This is a genomic window from Enterobacter cloacae complex sp. P43RS, assembly GCF_014930585.1.
Classification (GTDB): domain Bacteria; phylum Pseudomonadota; class Gammaproteobacteria; order Enterobacterales; family Enterobacteriaceae; genus Enterobacter; species Enterobacter bugandensis.
The window spans coordinates 551497-570878 of sequence record NZ_JADBRJ010000002.1 but is presented as its reverse complement, the minus strand read 5'-3'; the positions used below and the strand labels follow the sequence as shown (position 1 = coordinate 570878).

The following is a 19382-nucleotide window of genomic DNA, read 5'->3' as shown; positions in this document are numbered from 1 at the left end:
CGCTAGTTATTCTGGTAGATGTCTTTATAAAGCCTGCTTTCGAAGCGAACCAGTGGAATACGGCGGTTGCGCTGGTCGGTCGGTTCGACGGCATAGCCGGAAAGATACTGCACGAATGCCATGCGCTGTCCGCTGGCGGTCGTGATGAACCCTGCCAGGTTATACACCCCCTGCAGTGAACCTGTTTTCGCGGAGACTTTGCCATCCACACCTGCAGCGTGAAGCCCAGCGCGGTACTGCAGCGAACCGTCGTGTCCGGCAAGCGGCAGCATTGAGATAAAGTTTAGCTCAGTGTCATGTTGTGCAATGTACTGAAGCACCTGCATCATGGTGGCCGGGGCAATCAGGTTATGACGCGATAATCCTGAACCATCAACGGCGATAGTGTTACCCAGATCGATTCCCGCCTGCTGGCGCAGGATCTGACGAACAGCGTCTGAGCCCGCGCGCCAGGTTCCCGGCACGCCGAAACGCGCGTGGCCAATCATGCGGAACACGGTGTCGGCAATCATGTTGTCAGACTTTTTCAGCATAATTCGCAGCAAATCGTGCAGCGGTGGCGACTGTTTGCTGGCAATGACCGTTCCGGGCTGGTTGACCTGCGTCTGGCGTAGCAGCGTGCCGGAGTAGGTTATTCCCGCCTGCTTCAGCTCATCCTTGAGAATCGCACCCGCATAGCTTGCGCCATCCTGAATCGCGAAGGCCAGCGGCAGGGGATCGGCGCGCTGCGTCAGGCAGCCGGTGAGGGTGTAACGGTTAAGATCGCCAGGCACCACGTCCAGTTCGCAGTACTGGGCATCCGGGGAGCCTTTAGCCAGCGTTCGCACCTGGCTAAACATGGTCACCGGATAGTAAGATGCCACGCGAATGAACGCTAAATCATCTGGCTTGGGCGCGCTGTAAAGGGAAATCGAGAAGCAGTTGCGGTCAACAATCGCGGCGGCTGGCGGGGCGCTAAAGCACTGCGTCATGTCGTTCCACGGCCAGCCTGGTGCTTTATCGTGGCTGGCAAAAATGGAGGTATCGATCAGCACGTTGCCATCGATTTTTGTCACGCCGGATTTTTTCAACACCGCTACCATGTTGCGGATATCCTGGCGCTTAAAGGTGGGATCGCCACCGAAACGGGCGATAAGATCGCCTTTCAGTTCGCCACCGTCGACGTTACCTTTGGTTTCAAGCGTGGTGGTAAAACGGAAGTCAGGCCCGAGTTGGAGCAGGGCGGCGAGGGCAGTGATCACCTTCTGGGTACTGGCAGGCAGCGCCATCTGTTGACTGTGATAGTCAATCTCGGGAGCCTGTGCGCCAACCTTCTGCACCATCAGGGCGAGGTTCGCGCCTGCGGGGAGCTGATTAATGTACTCATCAACATTCGCGGCCTGGGCGGTGAACGTTATACTGGTAGTCAATCCGATGATAAAACTGGAAAATCGCATAATCTCGCGCTAACAACCCGAAAACAAACCGTCATACTACGGTGCATGGCACTGCAAAGTAAACGATGACCCATAGTGAACTTCGCGGTAAAATGCGTATCAAATTGAAAAATTGCTGCTGACCTGGGGCGTCGCTCCCGGGTCGGTTTTCTTTTTGCTTCTTGCCCGCTTCGGGGGGCAGGAGCAGGGAACACTGCTCCCAACAGGAATGTTTAAGAGGTATAACAAATGCAAGCTATTCCGATGACCTTACGTGGTGCCGAAAAACTGCGCGAAGAGCTGGATTTCCTGAAATCCGTGCGTCGCCCTGAAATCATCGCCGCTATCGCGGAAGCCCGTGAGCATGGCGACCTGAAAGAGAATGCTGAATACCATGCGGCGCGCGAGCAGCAGGGTTTCTGTGAAGGGCGCATTAAAGATATCGAAGCGAAACTGTCTAATGCGCAGGTTATCGATATCACCAAAATGCCTAACAATGGTCGCGTGATCTTTGGTTCTACCGTCAGCGTTCTGAACCTCGACAACGATGAAGAGCAAACCTATCGCATCGTGGGCGATGATGAAGCAGACTTTAAACAGAACCTGATTTCGGTGAACTCACCCATTGCTCGCGGCCTGATTGGCAAAGAGCAGGACGATGTTGTCACCATCCGCACCCCTGGCGGTGAAGTGGAATACGAAATTATCAAGGTTGAATACCTGTAATTCGCTTCTCTACTAAGATGTTGATACATTGTAAAGAAAAGAAAAAGGCCGCATAGCGGCCTTTTATCAACTCAAGGAGCATGGCATTTTGCTGAGCCTGCTGAAAGAAATCCCTCGTTTCACACAGAAAATGTGATTGATTCAGGATATCCTTAGCGTGGCAGCGAGATTTTACGCTCTTTAGATGGGCGATAGAGCACCAGCGTTTTACCGATGACCTGTACATTACAGGCGCCGGTTTCGCGCACGATGGCTTCCACGATCAGGTTTTTAGTGTCTCTGTCTTCAGAGGCGATTTTCACCTTGATCAGCTCGTGGTGTTCCAGCGCTTGTTCAATCTCGGCAAGCACCCCTTCGGTCAAACCATTGTTGCCAAGCATGACTACAGGCTTGAGCGGATGTGCCAGACCTTTAAGGTGCTGTTTTTGTTTAGTACTCAGATTCATCGTATATTTTTGCTTACGTTGGGATTGAAAACGGTTCATTCTACCGCCATCTCCCTTATATCGCCAAATAGCTGCGTAGAAATTTACGTCACAGGCAAGCAACGATGAACCAGGACGGAAATGTTAAATGACAGGTAAAAAGCGTTCTGCCAGTTCCAGCCGCTGGCTTCAGGAACACTTTAGCGATAAATATGTTCAACAGGCACAGAAAAAGGGGTTACGTTCCCGTGCCTGGTTTAAACTTGATGAAATACAGCAAAGTGACAAACTTTTTAAGCCGGGGATGACGGTTGTCGACCTCGGTGCGGCACCTGGCGGATGGTCCCAGTATGCGGTAACGCAGATCGGCGGAACGGGCCGAATCATCGCGTGCGATCTTTTACCAATGGATCCCATCGTTGGTGTCGACTTCCTTCAGGGCGACTTTCGTGATGAATTAGTGCTGAAAGCGTTACTTGATCGTGTTGGTGACAGTAAGGTCCAGGTTGTCATGTCAGATATGGCACCAAATATGTGCGGAACACCGGCGGTGGATATCCCCCGCGCCATGTATCTGGTGGAGCTAGCGTTAGAAATGTGTCGTGATGTACTAGCGCCTGGTGGTAGTTTTGTTGTGAAGGTGTTTCAGGGCGAAGGTTTCGAGGAGTATCTTAAGGAAATTCGCTCCCTGTTTGCGAAGGTCAAAGTTCGTAAGCCGGACTCTTCCCGGGCCCGTTCCCGTGAAGTGTATATTGTAGCGACCGGGCGAAAATGATAACCGGGAGATTTCAGACGAAAGTTTGAATGAAACTGGATATAGAGTATCCTGACGCTGTTTTTAACACAGTTGTAATATGAGGTTAATCCCTTGAGTGACATGGCGAAAAACCTAATACTCTGGCTGGTCATTGCCGTTGTGCTGATGTCAGTATTCCAGAGCTTTGGGCCCAGCGAGTCGAATGGCCGCAAGGTGGATTATTCTACCTTCCTGCAAGAGGTCAATCAGGACCAGGTTCGCGAAGCGCGTATCAACGGACGTGAGATCAACGTTACCAAGAAAGATAGTAACCGTTACACGACTTACATCCCGGTGAACGATCCTAAGCTGCTTGATAACCTTCTGACCAAAAACGTCAAAGTGGTAGGCGAGCCGCCAGAAGAACCAAGCCTGCTGGCTTCTATCTTCATTTCCTGGTTCCCGATGCTGCTTCTTATCGGCGTCTGGATTTTCTTTATGCGCCAGATGCAGGGCGGCGGTGGCAAAGGTGCCATGTCGTTCGGTAAGAGCAAGGCGCGTATGCTGACGGAAGACCAGATCAAGACCACGTTTGCTGACGTCGCCGGTTGTGACGAAGCAAAAGAAGAAGTGGGTGAACTGGTTGAATACCTGCGCGAGCCGAGCCGTTTCCAGAAACTGGGCGGTAAGATCCCGAAAGGCGTCCTGATGGTAGGCCCTCCGGGTACCGGTAAAACCCTGCTGGCGAAAGCCATCGCGGGTGAAGCGAAGGTGCCGTTCTTTACTATTTCAGGTTCTGACTTCGTTGAAATGTTCGTGGGTGTCGGTGCATCTCGTGTGCGTGACATGTTCGAGCAGGCCAAGAAGGCAGCACCGTGCATCATCTTTATCGATGAAATCGACGCCGTAGGCCGCCAGCGTGGCGCGGGCCTGGGCGGTGGTCACGATGAGCGTGAGCAGACCCTGAACCAGATGCTGGTTGAGATGGACGGCTTCGAAGGTAACGAAGGTATTATCGTTATCGCGGCGACTAACCGTCCGGACGTACTTGACCCTGCGCTGCTGCGTCCAGGCCGTTTCGACCGTCAGGTTGTTGTCGGTCTGCCGGATGTTCGTGGTCGTGAACAGATTCTGAAAGTGCACATGCGTCGCGTACCGCTGGCGCCAGATATCGACGCGGCAATCATTGCGCGCGGTACCCCGGGCTTCTCCGGTGCGGACCTGGCTAACCTGGTCAACGAAGCTGCACTGTTTGCCGCTCGCGGTAACAAGCGCGTGGTCTCCATGGTGGAGTTCGAGAAAGCGAAAGACAAAATCATGATGGGTGCGGAACGTCGCTCCATGGTGATGACGGAAGCGCAGAAAGAGTCCACGGCTTACCACGAAGCGGGTCACGCGATTATCGGTCGCCTGGTGCCGGAACACGATCCGGTACACAAGGTAACGATTATTCCGCGCGGCCGTGCGCTGGGTGTGACCTTCTTCCTGCCTGAGGGCGACGCGATCAGCGCCAGCCGTCAGAAGCTGGAAAGCCAGATTTCGACCCTGTACGGCGGTCGTCTGGCAGAAGAGATCATCTACGGTCCGGAACATGTTTCTACCGGTGCGTCGAACGACATTAAAGTGGCGACAAACCTGGCGCGTAACATGGTGACTCAATGGGGCTTCTCCGACAAACTCGGTCCGCTGCTGTATGCAGAGGAAGAGGGTGAAGTATTCCTGGGCCGCTCCGTGGCGAAAGCAAAACATATGTCCGATGAGACGGCACGTATCATCGACCAGGAAGTGAAAGCGCTGATTGAACGTAACTACGGTCGCGCGCGTCAGATCCTGAACGACAATATGGACATTCTGCATTCGATGAAAGATGCGCTCATGAAATATGAGACCATCGATGCACCGCAGATTGACGACCTGATGGCTCGCCGCGAAGTGCGTCCGCCAGCAGGCTGGGAAGACCCAGGCGCTTCCAACAATTCTGACAACAATGGTACCCCGCGCGCGCCGCGTCCGGTCGATGAACCGCGTACGCCAAACCCGGGCAACACCATGTCAGAGCAGTTGGGCGACAAGTAAGTCACTGCTGTTGAAGCGTTTGTCTGTACCCCAAACCCTGGAGCTTGCTCCGGGGTTTTTCTTTTCCGTTAAACCATATTAAACCAGGGATTTGACCATGAAACTCTTCGCCCAGGACTCGCATCTCGATCTTTCACATCCGCACGTGATGGGGATCCTGAATGTTACCCCTGACTCCTTCTCTGACGGCGGCACGCATAACACGCTTATCGACGCGGTTAAGCACGCAAATCTAATGATCAACGCGGGTGCCACCATCATTGACGTGGGCGGTGAATCGACGCGTCCCGGCGCGGCAGATGTTTCGGTGGAAGAAGAGCTGGCGCGCGTGGTGCCGGTGGTTGAGGCAATCGCGCAACGTTTCGAGGTGTGGATCTCCGTCGACACGTCCAAACCAGAAGTGATCCGTGAAGTGGCGAGAGTGGGTGCTCACATTATTAATGATATCCGCTCGCTGACCGAACCGGGTGCGATCGAGGCCGCTGCAGAAACCGGCCTGCCGGTATGCCTGATGCACATGCAGGGGCAACCGAAAACCATGCAGGAAGCGCCGAAGTATGATGACGTCTTTGCCGACGTGAATCGCTTCTTTATTGAGCATATTGAACGCTGTGAGCGTGCAGGTATCGCAAAAGAGAAATTGCTGCTCGACCCGGGGTTCGGTTTCGGTAAAAATCTCTCACACAATTATGCGTTGCTTGCGCGCTTATCGGAATTTCATCACTTTGGTCTGCCGCTGCTGGTGGGTATGTCGAGAAAGTCGATGATTGGTCAATTGCTGAATGTAGGACCGAGCGAGCGCCTGAGTGGCAGCCTGGCCTGCGCGGTAATTGCGGCGATGCAAGGCGCGCACATTATCCGTGTCCATGACGTCAAAGAAACAGTAGAAGCCATGCGTGTGGTGGAAGCCACACTGGCAGCGAAGGAAAACAAACGCTATGAGTAATCGTAAGTATTTTGGTACCGATGGTATCCGTGGGCGCGTAGGCGATGCTCCAATTACCCCTGATTTTGTTCTGAAGCTCGGCTGGGCTGCCGGCAAGGTGCTGGCGCGTCATGGCTCACGTAAGATCATTATTGGTAAAGATACCCGTATTTCGGGCTATATGCTGGAATCTGCGTTGGAAGCGGGTCTGGCAGCGGCAGGGCTTTCAGCCTCTTTTACTGGCCCAATGCCAACGCCTGCTGTTGCCTATCTTACACGCACCTTCCGCGCGGAAGCGGGAATTGTGATTTCGGCGTCTCATAACCCGTTCTACGACAACGGCATCAAGTTCTTCTCCATTGACGGCACCAAGCTGCCGGACGAAGTGGAAGAGGCCATTGAAGCCGAAATGGAAAAAGAGATCACCTGTGTTGATTCCGCCGAGCTGGGTAAAGCGAACCGTATCGTCGATGCGGCGGGTCGTTATATCGAATTCTGCAAAGGCACCTTCCCGAACGAGCTGAGCCTGGCGCATCTTAAAATTGTGGTGGACTGTGCGAACGGTGCGACCTATCACATTGCGCCGAATGTCTTCCGCGAGCTGGGTGCGAAAGTGATCGCCATCGGCTGCGAGCCGGATGGTCTGAACATTAACGAAGAAGTCGGGGCGACGGACGTGCGCGCCCTGCAGGCGCGCGTGCTGGCGGAAAAAGCCGATCTGGGTATTGCTCTGGACGGCGACGGTGACCGCGTGATCATGGTTGACCACGAAGGTAATAAAGTCGACGGCGATCAGATCCTCTACATCATTGCCCGTGAAGGCCTGCGCCAGGGTCAGCTGCGCGGCGGCGCGGTAGGGACCCTGATGAGCAACATGGGTCTGGAGCTGGCGCTGAAACAGCTCGGTATTCCGTTTGTTCGCGCGAAAGTGGGCGACCGCTACGTGCTGGAAAAATTGCAGGAGAAGGGCTGGCGTATTGGCGCTGAGAACTCAGGTCACGTGATCCTGCTCGACAAAACCACTACCGGTGACGGCATTGTTGCCGCGCTTCAGGTGGTTGCCGCGATGGCGCGCAACCATATGAGCCTGCACGATCTGTGCAGCGGGATGAAAATGTTCCCGCAGATCCTGGTGAACGTGCGTTTCACTGCGGGTAAAGGCGATCCGCTGGAAAATGACAACGTGAAAGCGGTAATGGCTGACGTTGAAGCGGCGCTGGGCAGCCGTGGACGCGTGCTGCTGCGTAAGTCCGGTACCGAACCACTGATCCGCGTGATGGTGGAAGGCGAAGACGAAGCGCAGGTCACCGAATTTGCGCACCGTATTGCGGATGCCGTAAAAGCTGCATAATCTTGCACGCTAAATGTTTAAAAAGGCGGCGTTTGCCGCCTTTGTTTTAAGCAATTAATGGCTTTTTGCTGTTTTTTTCCGCAGTTGATACAATGCGTCGAAAATGCCCTTGCGAAGGTGATTCGCTTTGGTTAGTATTCACACCCGCTTCAGTGGGAAACAAAAATCCTGCTAATTGGTCGAAGCATTGGTATGCGGCAAATCCGCAAGGAACAGGTTGATTATGTACGAAGCTCTTTTAGTTATTTTCCTTATTGTAGCCATCGCTCTCGTAGCGCTGATTATGCTGCAGCAAGGTAAAGGCGCTGATATGGGAGCCTCCTTCGGAGCAGGCGCTTCCGGTACGCTGTTCGGTTCAAGTGGTTCTGCGAACTTCATGACCCGCACGACGGCGATTCTGGCTACGCTGTTCTTCATCATCAGTCTGGTGCTGGGCAATATCAACAGCAACAAGACCAGCAAAGGAAGCGAGTGGGAAAATCTGAGCGCGCCAGCCAAAACTGAGCAGACTCAGCCAGCTGCACCGGCTAAGCCAACCAGCGATATCCCGCAGTAAGTATTCCGTACCGAGGTGGTGGAATTGGTAGACACGCTACCTTGAGGTGGTAGTGCCCTAACGGGCTTGTGGGTTCGAGTCCCATCCTCGGTACCAATATTCCAGAAGAAAGACGTCGCAAGACGTCTTTTTTTTCGTCTGTAGCTTTTGCCGTTCGTAGGCCCGGTAAGCGCAGCGCCTCTGGGCAAAATGGCGGGTGGCGCTGCGCTTACACGCCCTACAAAAGCCAAACAAAAAGGCGCCCATTGGGCGCCTTTTGCATGTTACATCAGCGATTACTTCTTATCGCTATTCTCCAGGTTTTCAACCTGCGGCAGGCCGTTACCGGAATTCGCGGAGAGCAGACCATTCTCAACGTAGTTGAACAGCTTCTCACGGGTATCGGTGATGTCCAGGTTACGCATGGTCAACTGACCAATACGATCGTCCGGAGAAAACACAGACTCACCTTTTTCCATGGTCAGACGCTCGGCTTTATAGGTCAGGTTGTCCGACACGGTGTTAAGAATGGAGTAGTCGTTACCACGACGCAGTTCCAGCGTCACTTCACCAGTGATCGCGCTCGCTACCCAACGCTGCAGCGCGTCACGCAGCATCAGCGCCTGCGGATCGAACCAGCGACCCTGATACAGCAGTTTGCCCAGTTGACGACCATGAGAGTGATACTGCTCGATGGTGTCTTCGTTGTGAATACCGGTCAGCAGACGCTCGTAAGCGATGTGCAGCAGCGCCATCCCCGGAGCTTCATAGATACCGCGGCTTTTCGCTTCGATGATACGGTTTTCAATCTGATCGCTCATGCCCAGACCGTGACGACCGCCGATGCGGTTTGCTTCCAGCATCAGTTCAACGTCGTCAGAGAAGGTCTTACCGTTCAGGGCAACCGGATGACCACGTTCGAAACGCACGGTCACCTCTTCTGCCGGGATCTTCACGCTCTCGTCCCAGAACTTCACGCCCATGATCGGGTTAACGATCTTCACGCTGGAGTTCAGGAACTCCAGGTCCTTCGCTTCGTGCGTCGCGCCCAGCATGTTGGAGTCGGTAGAGTAGGCTTTCTCAACGGACATTTTGTAGTCAAAGCCGCAGGCAATCATAAACTCAGACATCTCATGACGACCACCCAGCTCGTCGATGAAGTCGGTGTCCAGCCACGGCTTGTAGATCTGCAGCTCCGCGTTGGTCAGCAGGCCATAACGATAGAAACGTTCGATATCGTTGCCTTTATAGGTGCTGCCGTCACCCCAGATGTTCACGCCATCTTCTTTCATGGCGGCAACCAGCATGGTGCCGGTGACGGCACGACCCAGCGGGGTGGTGTTGAAATAGGTCAGGCCGCCCGTGGTGTTATGGAACGCACCGCACTGAATAGCGGCGATACCTTCAGCAACCAGTTGCTTACGGCAGTCAATCAGTCGCGCGTTTTCTGCGCCATACTCTTTAGCGCGACGAGGAACAGCATCGTAATCGTCCTCATCCGGCTGACCCAGGTTCGCAGTATATGCATACGGAACCGCTCCCTTCTGGCGCATCCACAGCAGTGCAGCGCTGGTATCCAGGCCGCCTGAGAAAGCGATGCCAATACGTTGTCCTACCGGAAGATGCTTGAGAATCGTCGTCATAGAATAAAACCCTGCTTGATTGACTGATTAGAGACCGCTTTCGTTCTCTTGTGCATTTTTATGCAAAATAAGTGAGTATTCATTTAATCATCTTTTATCGAATACCGGAAGAGACTCATGCGTTTTTTGTAAAAAATTTGGTCTGTTCTCTCTGGCGGAAGCTGGGTTGACAGGTGGGGTCAACTATCAATATACTAAACGCCGATTTTACGTCCCGTCTTCGGTACCAAATCCCAGCATTATTTGCAAATTCTGTCCAAAACGCGTAGAATTTGCCACGTTTCAGGCGCGGGGTGGAGCAGCCTGGTAGCTCGTCGGGCTCATAACCCGAAGGTCGTCGGTTCAAATCCGGCCCCCGCAACCACTTTCCCATAAAGTTCTTTTTCAAATATACTGTGAAGACTTAGAGCCTTCGTAGCTGGATTTGAAAAAATTCTTTCGGAGAGTGCTCCAGGCCACAGTTGTGGCTATAGGGTTCAGTTATCTAAAGCCCCGATTTATCGGGGTTTTTTGTTATCTGACTACAGAATAACTGGGCTTTACGCCCTTTTTTTATGTCTTGGGGGTGGGCTTGTCCACATTAGAGCAAAAATTAACAGAGATGATTACTGCACCGGTCGAAGCACTGGGCTACGAACTGGTCGGCATCGAATTCGTTCGCGGCCGTACATCGACGCTGCGCATCTATATTGATAGTGAAGATGGCATCAATGTTGATGATTGTGCTGATGTCAGCCACCAGGTGAGTGCGGTTCTTGATGTTGAAGACCCGATTACCGTTGCGTACAACCTGGAAGTTTCCTCACCTGGCCTGGATCGCCCGATGTTCACGGCCGAGCACTATGTGCGCTTTACCGGTGAAGAAGTGGCTCTCGTTCTGCGTATGGCCGTACAGAACCGCCGTAAATGGCAGGGAATTATCAAAGCCGTTGATGGTGAAATGATCACGGTAACAGTCGAAGGCAAAGATGAAGTGTTCGCGCTGAGTAATATCCAGAAGGCGAACCTGGTTCCCCACTTTTAACAGTCTGGATTGAGGTGAAAAGCCCGCGATGAACAAAGAAATTTTGGCTGTTGTTGAAGCCGTCTCCAACGAGAAATCACTGCCGCGTGAGAAAATTTTCGAAGCGCTGGAAAGTGCACTGGCTACAGCAACCAAGAAAAAATACGAACAAGAGATCGATGTTCGCGTAGAAATCGATCGTAAAAGCGGTGACTTCGATACATTCCGTCGTTGGGTAATCGTTGAAGAAGTGACCCAGCCGACCAAAGAGATCACCCTGGAAGCGGCACGTTTTGAAGACGAAAGTCTGAACGTGGGTGACTACGTTGAAGATCAGATTGAATCTGTGACCTTCGACCGTATCACCACCCAGACCGCTAAGCAGGTTATCGTGCAGAAAGTGCGCGAAGCCGAGCGCGCGCTGGTTGTCGATCAGTTCCGCGATCAGGAAGGCGAGATCATCACCGGCGTGGTGAAGAAAGTGAACCGTGACAACATCTCTCTGGAAATTAAATCCGAAGGGATGCCGGGCAACGCTGAAGCCGTGATCCTGCGTGAAGACATGCTGCCGCGTGAAAACTTCCGCCCGGGCGACCGTATTCGTGGTGTTCTGTACGCCGTGCGCCCTGAAGCGCGTGGTGCACAGCTGTTCGTGACCCGTTCTAAACCAGAAATGCTGGTTGAACTGTTCCGCATCGAAGTGCCGGAAATCGGCGAAGAAGTTATTGAGATCAAAGCAGCAGCTCGCGATCCAGGCTCTCGTGCGAAAATTGCGGTGAAAACCAACGACAAGCGTATCGACCCGGTCGGTGCTTGCGTCGGTATGCGCGGTGCGCGCGTTCAGGCGGTTTCTACCGAACTGGGCGGCGAGCGTATTGATATCGTTCTGTGGGACGACAACCCGGCGCAGTTCGTGATCAACGCAATGGCTCCGGCTGATGTCGCGTCTATCGTTGTTGACGAAGACAAACACACCATGGATATCGCTGTTGAAGCGGGCAACCTGGCGCAGGCGATTGGCCGTAACGGTCAGAACGTACGCCTGGCGTCACAGCTGAGCGGCTGGGAACTCAACGTCATGACCGTTGATGACCTGCAGGCTAAGCATCAGGCTGAAGCCCATGCGGCGATCGATACCTTCACCAAATACCTCGACATTGACGAAGACTTCGCCACTGTTCTGGTAGAAGAAGGTTTCTCTACGCTGGAAGAACTGGCCTATGTGCCAATGAAAGAGCTGCTGGAAATTGACGGTCTGGATGAGCCAACCGTTGAAGCCCTGCGTGAACGCGCTAAAAACGCACTGACCACCCTGGCACTGGCTCAGGAAGAAAGCCTTGGCGATAAGAAGCCGGCTGATGACCTGCTGAATCTGGAAGGTCTTGATCGTGCGATTGCGTTCAAGCTGGCTGCCCGTGGTGTTTGTACGCTGGAAGATCTCGCTGAGCAAGGCGTTGATGACCTGGCCGATATCGAAGGTTTAACCGACGAGAAAGCCGGCGAACTCATCATGGCCGCACGTAATATTTGCTGGTTCGGCGACGAAGCGTAATAAACTGTAGCAGGAAGGAACAGCATGACTGATGTAACTGTAAAATCGCTGGCTGCTGAGATTCAGACCTCCGTGGACCGCCTGGTACAGCAATTTGCTGATGCAGGGATCCCGAAGTCCGCTGATGACTCGGTGACCGCGCAAGAAAAACAAACCTTGTTAACGCACCTGAACCGCGAACACGGTTCTACGCCTGACAAGTTAACGCTGCAGCGCAAAACGCGCAGCACGTTAAACATTCCTGGTACCGGTGGCAAAAGCAAATCGGTACAAATTGAAGTCCGCAAGACGCGCACCTTTGTAAAACGTGATCCGCAAGAGGCAGAACGCCTTGCCGCGGAAGAGCAGGCACAGCGTGAAGCGGAAGAACAAGCTCAGCGTGAGGCGGAAGCAGCCGCCAAACGTGAAGCAGAATTAAAAGCTGAACGTGAGGCCGCAGAAAAAGCGAAACGCGACGCCAGTGATAAAGTGAAGCGTGACGCTGCGGAAAAAGACAAAGTGAGCAATCAACAGACAGACGAAATGACCAAAACCGCCCAGGCTGAAAAAGCCCGCCGTGAAAATGAAGCTGCCGAGCTGAAGCGTAAAGCGGAAGAAGAAGCCCGCCGTAAGCTGGAAGAAGAAGCTCGCCGCGTCGCTGAAGAAGCGCGCCGTATGGCAGAAGAAAACGAGAAGAATGGCGTGAATACCGCTGAACCGACTGAAGACACCAGCGACTATCACGTGACCACTTCTCAGCATGCGCGTCAGGCTGAAGATGATAACGACCGTGAAGTAGAAGGCGGCCGTGGCCGTGGTCGTAATGCAAAAGCCGCGCGTCCGGCTAAGAAAGGTAACAAACACGCTGAATCTAAAGCTGACCGCGAAGAAGCTCGTGCAGCGGTTCGCGGTGGTAAAGGCGGCAAGCGTAAAGGTTCTTCTCTGCAGCAGGGCTTCCAGAAGCCAGCTCAGGCGGTTAACCGTGACGTCGTGATTGGCGAAACCATCACCGTTGGCGATCTGGCAAACAAGATGGCGGTTAAAGGCTCTCAGGTCATCAAAGCGATGATGAAGCTGGGCGCAATGGCGACCATCAACCAGGTTATCGACCAGGAAACCGCACAGCTGGTTGCCGAAGAGATGGGCCACAAAGTTATCCTGCGTCGTGAAAACGAGCTGGAAGAAGCAGTAATGAGCGACCGTGACACTGGCGCTGCGGCTGAACCGCGTGCACCGGTTGTGACCATCATGGGTCACGTTGACCACGGTAAAACCTCTCTGCTCGACTACATTCGTTCTACGAAAGTTGCCTCCGGCGAAGCGGGTGGTATTACCCAGCACATCGGTGCTTACCACGTAGAAACCGAAAACGGCATGATCACCTTCCTGGATACCCCAGGCCACGCAGCGTTCACCTCAATGCGTGCTCGTGGTGCTCAGGCTACGGATATCGTTGTACTGGTTGTTGCAGCAGACGATGGCGTTATGCCACAGACCATTGAAGCTATCCAGCACGCGAAAGCGGCGCAGGTGCCTCTGGTTGTTGCGGTCAACAAAATCGATAAGCCAGAAGCCGATCTGGACCGCGTGAAGAACGAACTGTCTCAGTACGGCGTTATGCCGGAAGAGTGGGGCGGCGAAGCGCAGTTCATCCCTGTATCTGCAAAAGCGGGTACTGGTATCGACGACCTGCTGAACGCTATCCTGCTTCAGGCCGAAGTTCTGGAGCTGAAAGCCGTTCGTAAAGGTATGGCGAGCGGTGCGGTAATCGAATCCTTCCTGGATAAAGGTCGTGGTCCGGTTGCAACGGTTCTGGTTCGCGAAGGTACGCTGAACAAGGGCGACATCGTTCTGTGTGGCTTCGAATACGGTCGTGTTCGTGCGATGCGTAACGAACTGGGTCAGGAAGTGCTGGAAGCAGGTCCGTCCATTCCAGTGGAAATCCTGGGGCTGTCCGGTGTTCCGGCTGCCGGTGATGAAGTGACCGTTGTGCGTGACGAGAAGAAAGCGCGTGAAGTGGCACTGTATCGTCAGGGCAAATTCCGTGAAGTTAAGCTGGCGCGTCAGCAGAAATCTAAACTTGAGAACATGTTTGCGAACATGGCTGAAGGCGAAGTTCACGAAGTGAACGTCGTTCTGAAAGCGGACGTTCAGGGTTCTGTGGAAGCGATCTCCGACTCCTTGCTGAAACTGTCTACCGACGAAGTGAAAGTGAAGATCATCGGTTCTGGCGTAGGTGGTATCACCGAAACCGACGCAACCCTGGCTGCGGCGTCCAACGCTATCCTGGTTGGCTTCAACGTGCGTGCTGATGCATCTGCTCGCCGCGTGATCGAAGCGGAAAGCCTGGATCTGCGCTACTACTCCGTCATCTATAACCTGATCGACGAAGTGAAAGCCGCGATGAGCGGTATGCTGTCTCCTGAGCTGAAACAGCAGATCATCGGTCTGGCTGAAGTGCGTGACGTGTTCAAATCACCGAAATTCGGTGCGATCGCGGGCTGTATGGTTACCGAAGGTACCATCAAGCGTCACAACCCAATCCGCGTACTGCGTGACAACGTGGTTATCTACGAAGGCGAGCTGGAATCCCTGCGCCGCTTCAAAGATGACGTTAACGAAGTCCGTAACGGCATGGAATGTGGTATCGGCGTTAAGAACTACAACGACGTTCGCGTTGGCGATATGATCGAAGTGTTCGAAATCATCGAGATCCAACGCAGCATCGACTAATCCTTAGGGATAAGTCCATATGTAGGCCGGGATCGCCTCGTGCCACCCGGCAATAATTTTAAAAGGGGCTGTTAGCCCCTTTTTTGTCTGGAGAATTTATTATGGCGAAAGAATTTGGTCGCCCACAGCGCGTGGCGCAGGAGATGCAGAAAGAGATTGCGCTTATCCTGCAACGCGAAATCAAAGACCCGCGTATCGGTATGATGACCACCGTCTCTGGCGTGGAAATGTCTCGTGACCTGGCCTATGCCAAAGTGTTCGTGACCTTCCTGAACGATCAGGACGAAGCGGCGGTTAAAAACGGCATTAAAGCACTGCAGGAAGCCTCTGGTTTCATCCGCTCTCTGCTCGGCAAAGCGATGCGCCTGCGTATTGTTCCCGAGCTGACCTTCTTCTACGACAACTCGCTGGTCGAAGGTATGCGCATGTCCAACCTGGTGACCAGCGTGGTGAAACATGACGACGAACGTCGTGTTAACCCGACGGACGACAGCAAGGAGGACTGATGAGTCGTCCTCGTCGTCGCGGTCGCGACGTGCATGGCGTGCTGCTGCTGGATAAACCGCAAGGTGCATCCAGTAACGACGTGCTGCAAAAAGTGAAGCGTATTTATAACGCTAACCGTGCGGGCCACACCGGCGCGCTGGATCCGCTGGCGACCGGCATGCTGCCGATTTGCCTGGGTGAAGCAACAAAGTTTTCCCAGTACCTGCTCGATTCCGATAAACGCTACCGCGTTATCGCTAAACTGGGCCAGCGTACGGATACTTCCGACGCGGATGGTCAGGTGGTGGAAGAGCGCCCGGTGACCTTCAGCGCCGAACAGCTTGATGCGGCCCTGGAGAGCTTCCGCGGAGACACGATGCAGGTGCCGTCGATGTATTCGGCGCTGAAATATCAGGGCAAGAAGCTCTACGAATATGCGCGCCAGGGAATTGACGTCCCGCGCGAAGCGCGTCCGATAACCGTGTATGAGCTGCTGTTCATTCGCCACGAAGGTGACGAGCTGGAGCTGGAAGTCCACTGTTCGAAAGGGACCTATATTCGCACCATCATTGACGATCTCGGTGAAAAGCTGGGCTGCGGCGCGCATGTGATCTACCTGCGTCGTCTGGCGGTCAGTAAATATCCGGTGGAACGCATGGTGACGCTTGAGCAGCTGCGCGCGCTGGCTGAGCAGGCACAAGCGCAGGGAGTGGAACCAGCAGATTTGCTGGATCCACTGCTGATGCCAATGGACAGTCCGGCAGCGGACTTCCCGATCGTTAATCTTCCTTTAACATCGTCCGTTTACTTTAAGAACGGAAACCCGGTTCGTACGGCGGATGCGCCGCTGGATGGACTGGTACGCGTGACGGAAGGTGACGAAGGGAAATTCATCGGTATGGGCGAAATGGACGGTGAAGGGCGCGTTGCGCCGCGTCGTCTGGTCGTCGAATATCCGGTCGACGCGTGACGGTGATTACGCCTCACCTTGCGATAAGCAGGGGAGACGAGTAGAATATCGCCGCTTAACGCCCGGTAAATTGTTTAACAATCTGCGGGGCGTACATGGGGTCGCTGAATTAGAGATCGGCACCCTTACATTTTTTATACTTTGGAGTTTGAAAATGTCTCTAAGCGTTGAAGCTAAAGCTAAAATCGTTTCTGAGTTTGGTCGTGGTACTAACGACAGCGGTTCTACCGAAGTTCAGGTTGCACTGCTGACTGCACAGATTAACCACCTGCAGGGTCACTTTGCAGAGCACAAAAAAGATCACCACAGCCGTCGTGGTCTGCTGCGCATGGTTTCTCAGCGTCGTAAACTGCTCGACTACCTGAAGCGTAAAGATGTTGCACGCTACACCGCGCTGATCGAGCGTCTGGGTCTGCGTCGCTAAGTCTTGCGAGTTTCAGAAAAGGGGGCCTGATGGCCCCTTTTTTCAACCAGACGGCAGCAATTCAATGGAAACTATTGTATTGTTGCTATAAATGATCTTCATTGCAGAGGTTCGCGCGGCTAATGAGAGGCTTCACCCATGGGGGTGTCGGTTGTCATTAGTCGCGAGGATGCGAAGAAGGTCGGGTTAAATCGACAGCACGCCGGCGGTGTGCTGTCATACATTTAAGAAAGGATAGAATTTTGCTGAATCCGATCGTTCGTAAATTCCAGTATGGTCAACATACCGTCACGCTGGAAACCGGCATGATGGCACGTCAGGCGACTGCTGCCGTTATGGTAAGCATGGATGACACCGCGGTATTCGTGACCGTTGTGGGCCAGAAAAAAGCTAAACCAGGTCAGGACTTCTTCCCGCTGACCGTTAACTACCAGGAGCGTACCTACGCTGCCGGTAAAATCCCGGGTGGCTTCTTCCGTCGTGAAGGCCGTCCAAGCGAAGGCGAAACCCTGATCGCGCGTCTGATTGACCGCCCGGTTCGCCCGCTGTTCCCGGAAGGCTTCGTTAACGAAGTGCAGGTTATCGCGACCGTTGTTTCCGTTAACCCACAGGTTAACCCGGACATCGTGGCGATGATCGGTGCGTCTGCTGCCCTGTCACTGTCTGGTATTCCATTCAATGGCCCAATCGGTGCCGCGCGCGTCGGTTACATTAATGACCAGTACGTGCTGAACCCAACTCAGGAAGAGCTGAAAGAAAGTAAGCTGGACCTGGTTGTTGCCGGTACTGAAGCGGCTGTGCTGATGGTTGAATCCGAAGCTGAACTGCTGAGCGAAGACCAGATGCTGGGCGCAGTGGTGTTCGGTCACGAGCAGCAGCAGATTGTTATCCAGAACATCAACGACCTGGTGAAAGAAGCCGGTAAGCCACGTTGGGACTGGCAGCCAGAAGCAGCAAACGACGCGCTGAACGCACGCGTTGCGGCACTGGCAGAATCTCGTCTGAGCGACGCGTACCGCATCACCGACAAACAGGAGCGTTACGCTCAGGTTGACGCGATCAAATCTGAAGTAACCGCGACCCTGGTTGCCGAAGACGAAACGCTGGACGCTAACGAAATTGGCGAAATTCTGCACGCTATCGAGAAAAACGTTGTTCGTAGCCGCGTGCTGGCAGGCGAACCGCGTATCGATGGCCGTGAAAAAGACATGATTCGTGGTCTGGACGTACGCACTGGCGTACTGCCGCGTACTCACGGTTCTGCGCTGTTCACCCGTGGTGAAACGCAGGCGCTGGTTACCGCAACCCTGGGTACCGCACGTGACGCGCAGATCATCGATGAACTGATGGGCGAGCGTACTGACAACTTCCTGTTCCACTACAACTTCCCTCCGTACTCTGTGGGCGAAACCGGTATGGTTGGCTCACCGAAGCGTCGTGAAATTGGTCACGGTCGTCTGGCGAAGCGCGGCGTGCTGGCAGTGATGCCGGAAGCTGATAAATTCCCGTACACCGTTCGCGTGGTTTCTGAAATCACCGAATCCAACGGTTCTTCTTCCATGGCTTCCGTGTGTGGTGCTTCTCTGGCGCTGATGGATGCAGGCGTGCCGATCAAAGCCGCCGTTGCGGGTATCGCAATGGGTCTGGTGAAAGAAGGCGACAACTTCGTTGTTCTGTCTGACATTCTGGGTGACGAAGACCACCTGGGTGATATGGACTTCAAAGTAGCGGGTTCCCGCGACGGTATCTCTGCCCTGCAGATGGATATCAAAATTGAAGGTATCACCAAGGAGATCATGCAGGTTGCTCTGAACCAGGCTAAAGGTGCACGTCTGCACATCCTGGGCGTGATGGAACAGGCTATCAACGCGCCACGCGGTGATATCTCTGAATTCGCTCCGCGTATTCACACCATCAAGATCAATCCAGACAAGATCAAAGATGTTATCGGTAAGGGCGGTTCTGTTATCCGCGCGCTGACCGAAGAGACCGGCACCACCATCGAAATCGAAGATGACGGTACTGTGAAGATCGCAGCAACCGACGGCGAGAAAGCGAAATTCGCTATCCGTCGCATCGAAGAGATCACTGCTGAAATCGAAGTGGGCCGCGTCTACGCGGGTAAAGTGACCCGTATCGTTGACTTTGGTGCGTTCGTTGCCATCGGTGGCGGTAAAGAAGGTCTGGTTCACATCTCTCAGATCGCTGACAAGCGCGTTGAGAAAGTGACCGATTACCTGCAGATGGGTCAGGAAGTGCCGGTTAAGGTTCTGGAAGTTGACCGTCAGGGCCGTATCCGTCTGAGCATTAAAGAAGCAACCGAGCAGTCTCAACCTGCTGCGGCACCGGAAGCTCCGGCTGCTGAACAGCAAGGCGAGTAAGTTGCCATTTGCCCTCCGCTTT

Annotated in this window: 16 protein-coding genes and 2 tRNA genes; 15 read left to right on the top strand and 3 right to left on the bottom strand. The window is 53.8% G+C overall.

The window, feature by feature from the left end; genetic code table 11:
• Nucleotides 1-2: 2 nt before the first annotated feature.
• Nucleotides 3-1436, bottom strand: a complete 1434-nt coding sequence (gene dacB, locus IM294_RS06535) for a serine-type D-Ala-D-Ala carboxypeptidase (RefSeq protein ID WP_028014554.1) — start codon at nt 1434-1436, stop codon at nt 3-5.
• A gap of 228 nt (nt 1437-1664) precedes the next feature.
• Here dacB and greA point away from each other — a divergent pair, with 228 nt between their 5' ends.
• Nucleotides 1665-2141: a transcription elongation factor GreA gene (gene greA, locus IM294_RS06530; RefSeq protein WP_006812122.1), complete on the top strand. Its 477-nt coding sequence runs from the start codon at nt 1665-1667 to the stop codon at nt 2139-2141.
• A gap of 152 nt (nt 2142-2293) precedes the next feature.
• On the opposite strand, the gene yhbY is transcribed toward greA, so the two are convergent.
• Nucleotides 2294-2587, bottom strand: a complete 294-nt coding sequence (yhbY, locus tag IM294_RS06525; RefSeq protein WP_003861814.1) for a ribosome assembly RNA-binding protein YhbY — start codon at nt 2585-2587, stop codon at nt 2294-2296.
• Between the two features lie 127 nt (nt 2588-2714).
• Here yhbY and rlmE point away from each other — a divergent pair, with 127 nt between their 5' ends.
• The 6 genes from rlmE to IM294_RS06495 all read left to right on the top strand — a co-directional run bounded on the left by rlmE (nt 2715) and on the right by IM294_RS06495 (nt 8306).
• On the top strand, nt 2715-3341 hold the full coding sequence (gene rlmE / locus IM294_RS06520; RefSeq protein ID WP_003861812.1) for a 23S rRNA (uridine(2552)-2'-O)-methyltransferase RlmE: 627 nt from the start codon (nt 2715-2717) through the stop codon (nt 3339-3341).
• Nucleotides 3342-3443: 102 nt separating this feature from the next.
• Complete coding sequence (gene ftsH, locus IM294_RS06515) at nt 3444-5378, top strand: ATP-dependent zinc metalloprotease FtsH (protein WP_013098921.1); 1935 nt, start codon at nt 3444-3446, stop codon at nt 5376-5378.
• A 97-nt stretch (nt 5379-5475) separates the two neighbouring features.
• Nucleotides 5476-6324, top strand: a complete 849-nt coding sequence (gene folP, locus IM294_RS06510) for a dihydropteroate synthase (protein ID WP_047367054.1) — start codon at nt 5476-5478, stop codon at nt 6322-6324.
• Nucleotides 6317-7654: a phosphoglucosamine mutase gene (gene glmM, locus IM294_RS06505; protein ID WP_028014552.1), complete on the top strand. Its 1338-nt coding sequence runs from the start codon at nt 6317-6319 to the stop codon at nt 7652-7654. Before folP ends, glmM begins: the two co-directional genes overlap by 8 nt.
• Nucleotides 7655-7877: 223 nt before the next feature.
• Nucleotides 7878-8210: a preprotein translocase subunit SecG gene (gene secG, locus IM294_RS06500; RefSeq protein ID WP_003861803.1), complete on the top strand. Its 333-nt coding sequence runs from the start codon at nt 7878-7880 to the stop codon at nt 8208-8210.
• Between the two features lie 9 nt (nt 8211-8219).
• Nucleotides 8220-8306, top strand: a tRNA-Leu gene (locus IM294_RS06495).
• A gap of 179 nt (nt 8307-8485) precedes the next feature.
• On the opposite strand, the gene argG is transcribed toward IM294_RS06495, so the two are convergent.
• A complete protein-coding gene (argG, locus tag IM294_RS06490; protein WP_193360314.1) occupies nt 8486-9832 on the bottom strand; it encodes an argininosuccinate synthase in 1347 nt (448 codons plus the stop codon).
• Nucleotides 9833-10119: 287 nt separating this feature from the next.
• Between argG and IM294_RS06485 the strand changes: the two genes are divergently transcribed.
• The 8 genes from IM294_RS06485 (at nt 10120) to pnp (ending at nt 19360) form a co-directional block, all read left to right on the top strand.
• Nucleotides 10120-10196 (top strand) — tRNA-Met (locus tag IM294_RS06485).
• 207 nt (nt 10197-10403) lie between these two features.
• A complete protein-coding gene (gene rimP, locus IM294_RS06480; protein ID WP_014833432.1) occupies nt 10404-10856 on the top strand; it encodes a ribosome maturation factor RimP in 453 nt (150 codons plus the stop codon).
• Nucleotides 10857-10884: 28 nt separating this feature from the next.
• Nucleotides 10885-12387: a transcription termination factor NusA gene (gene nusA / locus IM294_RS06475; protein WP_014885374.1), complete on the top strand. Its 1503-nt coding sequence runs from the start codon at nt 10885-10887 to the stop codon at nt 12385-12387.
• Between the two features lie 24 nt (nt 12388-12411).
• A complete protein-coding gene (infB, locus tag IM294_RS06470) occupies nt 12412-15099 on the top strand; it encodes a translation initiation factor IF-2 (protein WP_041907885.1) in 2688 nt (895 codons plus the stop codon).
• 101 nt (nt 15100-15200) lie between these two features.
• Nucleotides 15201-15605 carry a 30S ribosome-binding factor RbfA gene (gene rbfA / locus IM294_RS06465; protein ID WP_041907887.1) on the top strand — a complete coding sequence of 135 codons (405 nt, stop codon included), beginning with the start codon at nt 15201-15203 and terminating at the stop codon, nt 15603-15605.
• Nucleotides 15605-16555, top strand: coding sequence for a tRNA pseudouridine(55) synthase TruB (truB, locus tag IM294_RS06460; RefSeq protein ID WP_045260076.1), 951 nt, complete (start codon nt 15605-15607; stop codon nt 16553-16555). The genes rbfA and truB overlap by 1 nt, the downstream gene beginning before the upstream one ends.
• A 154-nt stretch (nt 16556-16709) precedes the next feature.
• Nucleotides 16710-16979, top strand: coding sequence for a 30S ribosomal protein S15 (rpsO, locus tag IM294_RS06455; RefSeq protein ID WP_003861789.1), 270 nt, complete (start codon nt 16710-16712; stop codon nt 16977-16979).
• A gap of 242 nt (nt 16980-17221) precedes the next feature.
• Complete coding sequence (gene pnp / locus IM294_RS06450; protein WP_028014547.1) at nt 17222-19360, top strand: polyribonucleotide nucleotidyltransferase; 2139 nt, start codon at nt 17222-17224, stop codon at nt 19358-19360.
• The last annotated feature ends 22 nt before the right edge of the window (nt 19361-19382 follow it).

Coding starts and splice junctions, on each gene's coding strand:
- rpsO (WP_003861789.1), top strand. CDS start 16,710: ATGTCTCTAAGCGTTGAAGCTAAAGCTAAAATCGTTTCTGAGTTTGGT.
- yhbY (WP_003861814.1), bottom strand. CDS start 2,587: ATGAATCTGAGTACTAAACAAAAACAGCACCTTAAAGGTCTGGCACAT.
- argG (WP_193360314.1), bottom strand. CDS start 9,832: ATGACGACGATTCTCAAGCATCTTCCGGTAGGACAACGTATTGGCATC.
- glmM (WP_028014552.1), top strand. CDS start 6,317: ATGAGTAATCGTAAGTATTTTGGTACCGATGGTATCCGTGGGCGCGTA.
- secG (WP_003861803.1), top strand. CDS start 7,878: ATGTACGAAGCTCTTTTAGTTATTTTCCTTATTGTAGCCATCGCTCTC.
- rbfA (WP_041907887.1), top strand. CDS start 15,201: ATGGCGAAAGAATTTGGTCGCCCACAGCGCGTGGCGCAGGAGATGCAG.
- infB (WP_041907885.1), top strand. CDS start 12,412: ATGACTGATGTAACTGTAAAATCGCTGGCTGCTGAGATTCAGACCTCC.
- greA (WP_006812122.1), top strand. CDS start 1,665: ATGCAAGCTATTCCGATGACCTTACGTGGTGCCGAAAAACTGCGCGAA.
- truB (WP_045260076.1), top strand. CDS start 15,605: ATGAGTCGTCCTCGTCGTCGCGGTCGCGACGTGCATGGCGTGCTGCTG.
- nusA (WP_014885374.1), top strand. CDS start 10,885: ATGAACAAAGAAATTTTGGCTGTTGTTGAAGCCGTCTCCAACGAGAAA.
- ftsH (WP_013098921.1), top strand. CDS start 3,444: ATGGCGAAAAACCTAATACTCTGGCTGGTCATTGCCGTTGTGCTGATG.
- rlmE (WP_003861812.1), top strand. CDS start 2,715: ATGACAGGTAAAAAGCGTTCTGCCAGTTCCAGCCGCTGGCTTCAGGAA.
- dacB (WP_028014554.1), bottom strand. CDS start 1,436: ATGCGATTTTCCAGTTTTATCATCGGATTGACTACCAGTATAACGTTC.
- folP (WP_047367054.1), top strand. CDS start 5,476: ATGAAACTCTTCGCCCAGGACTCGCATCTCGATCTTTCACATCCGCAC.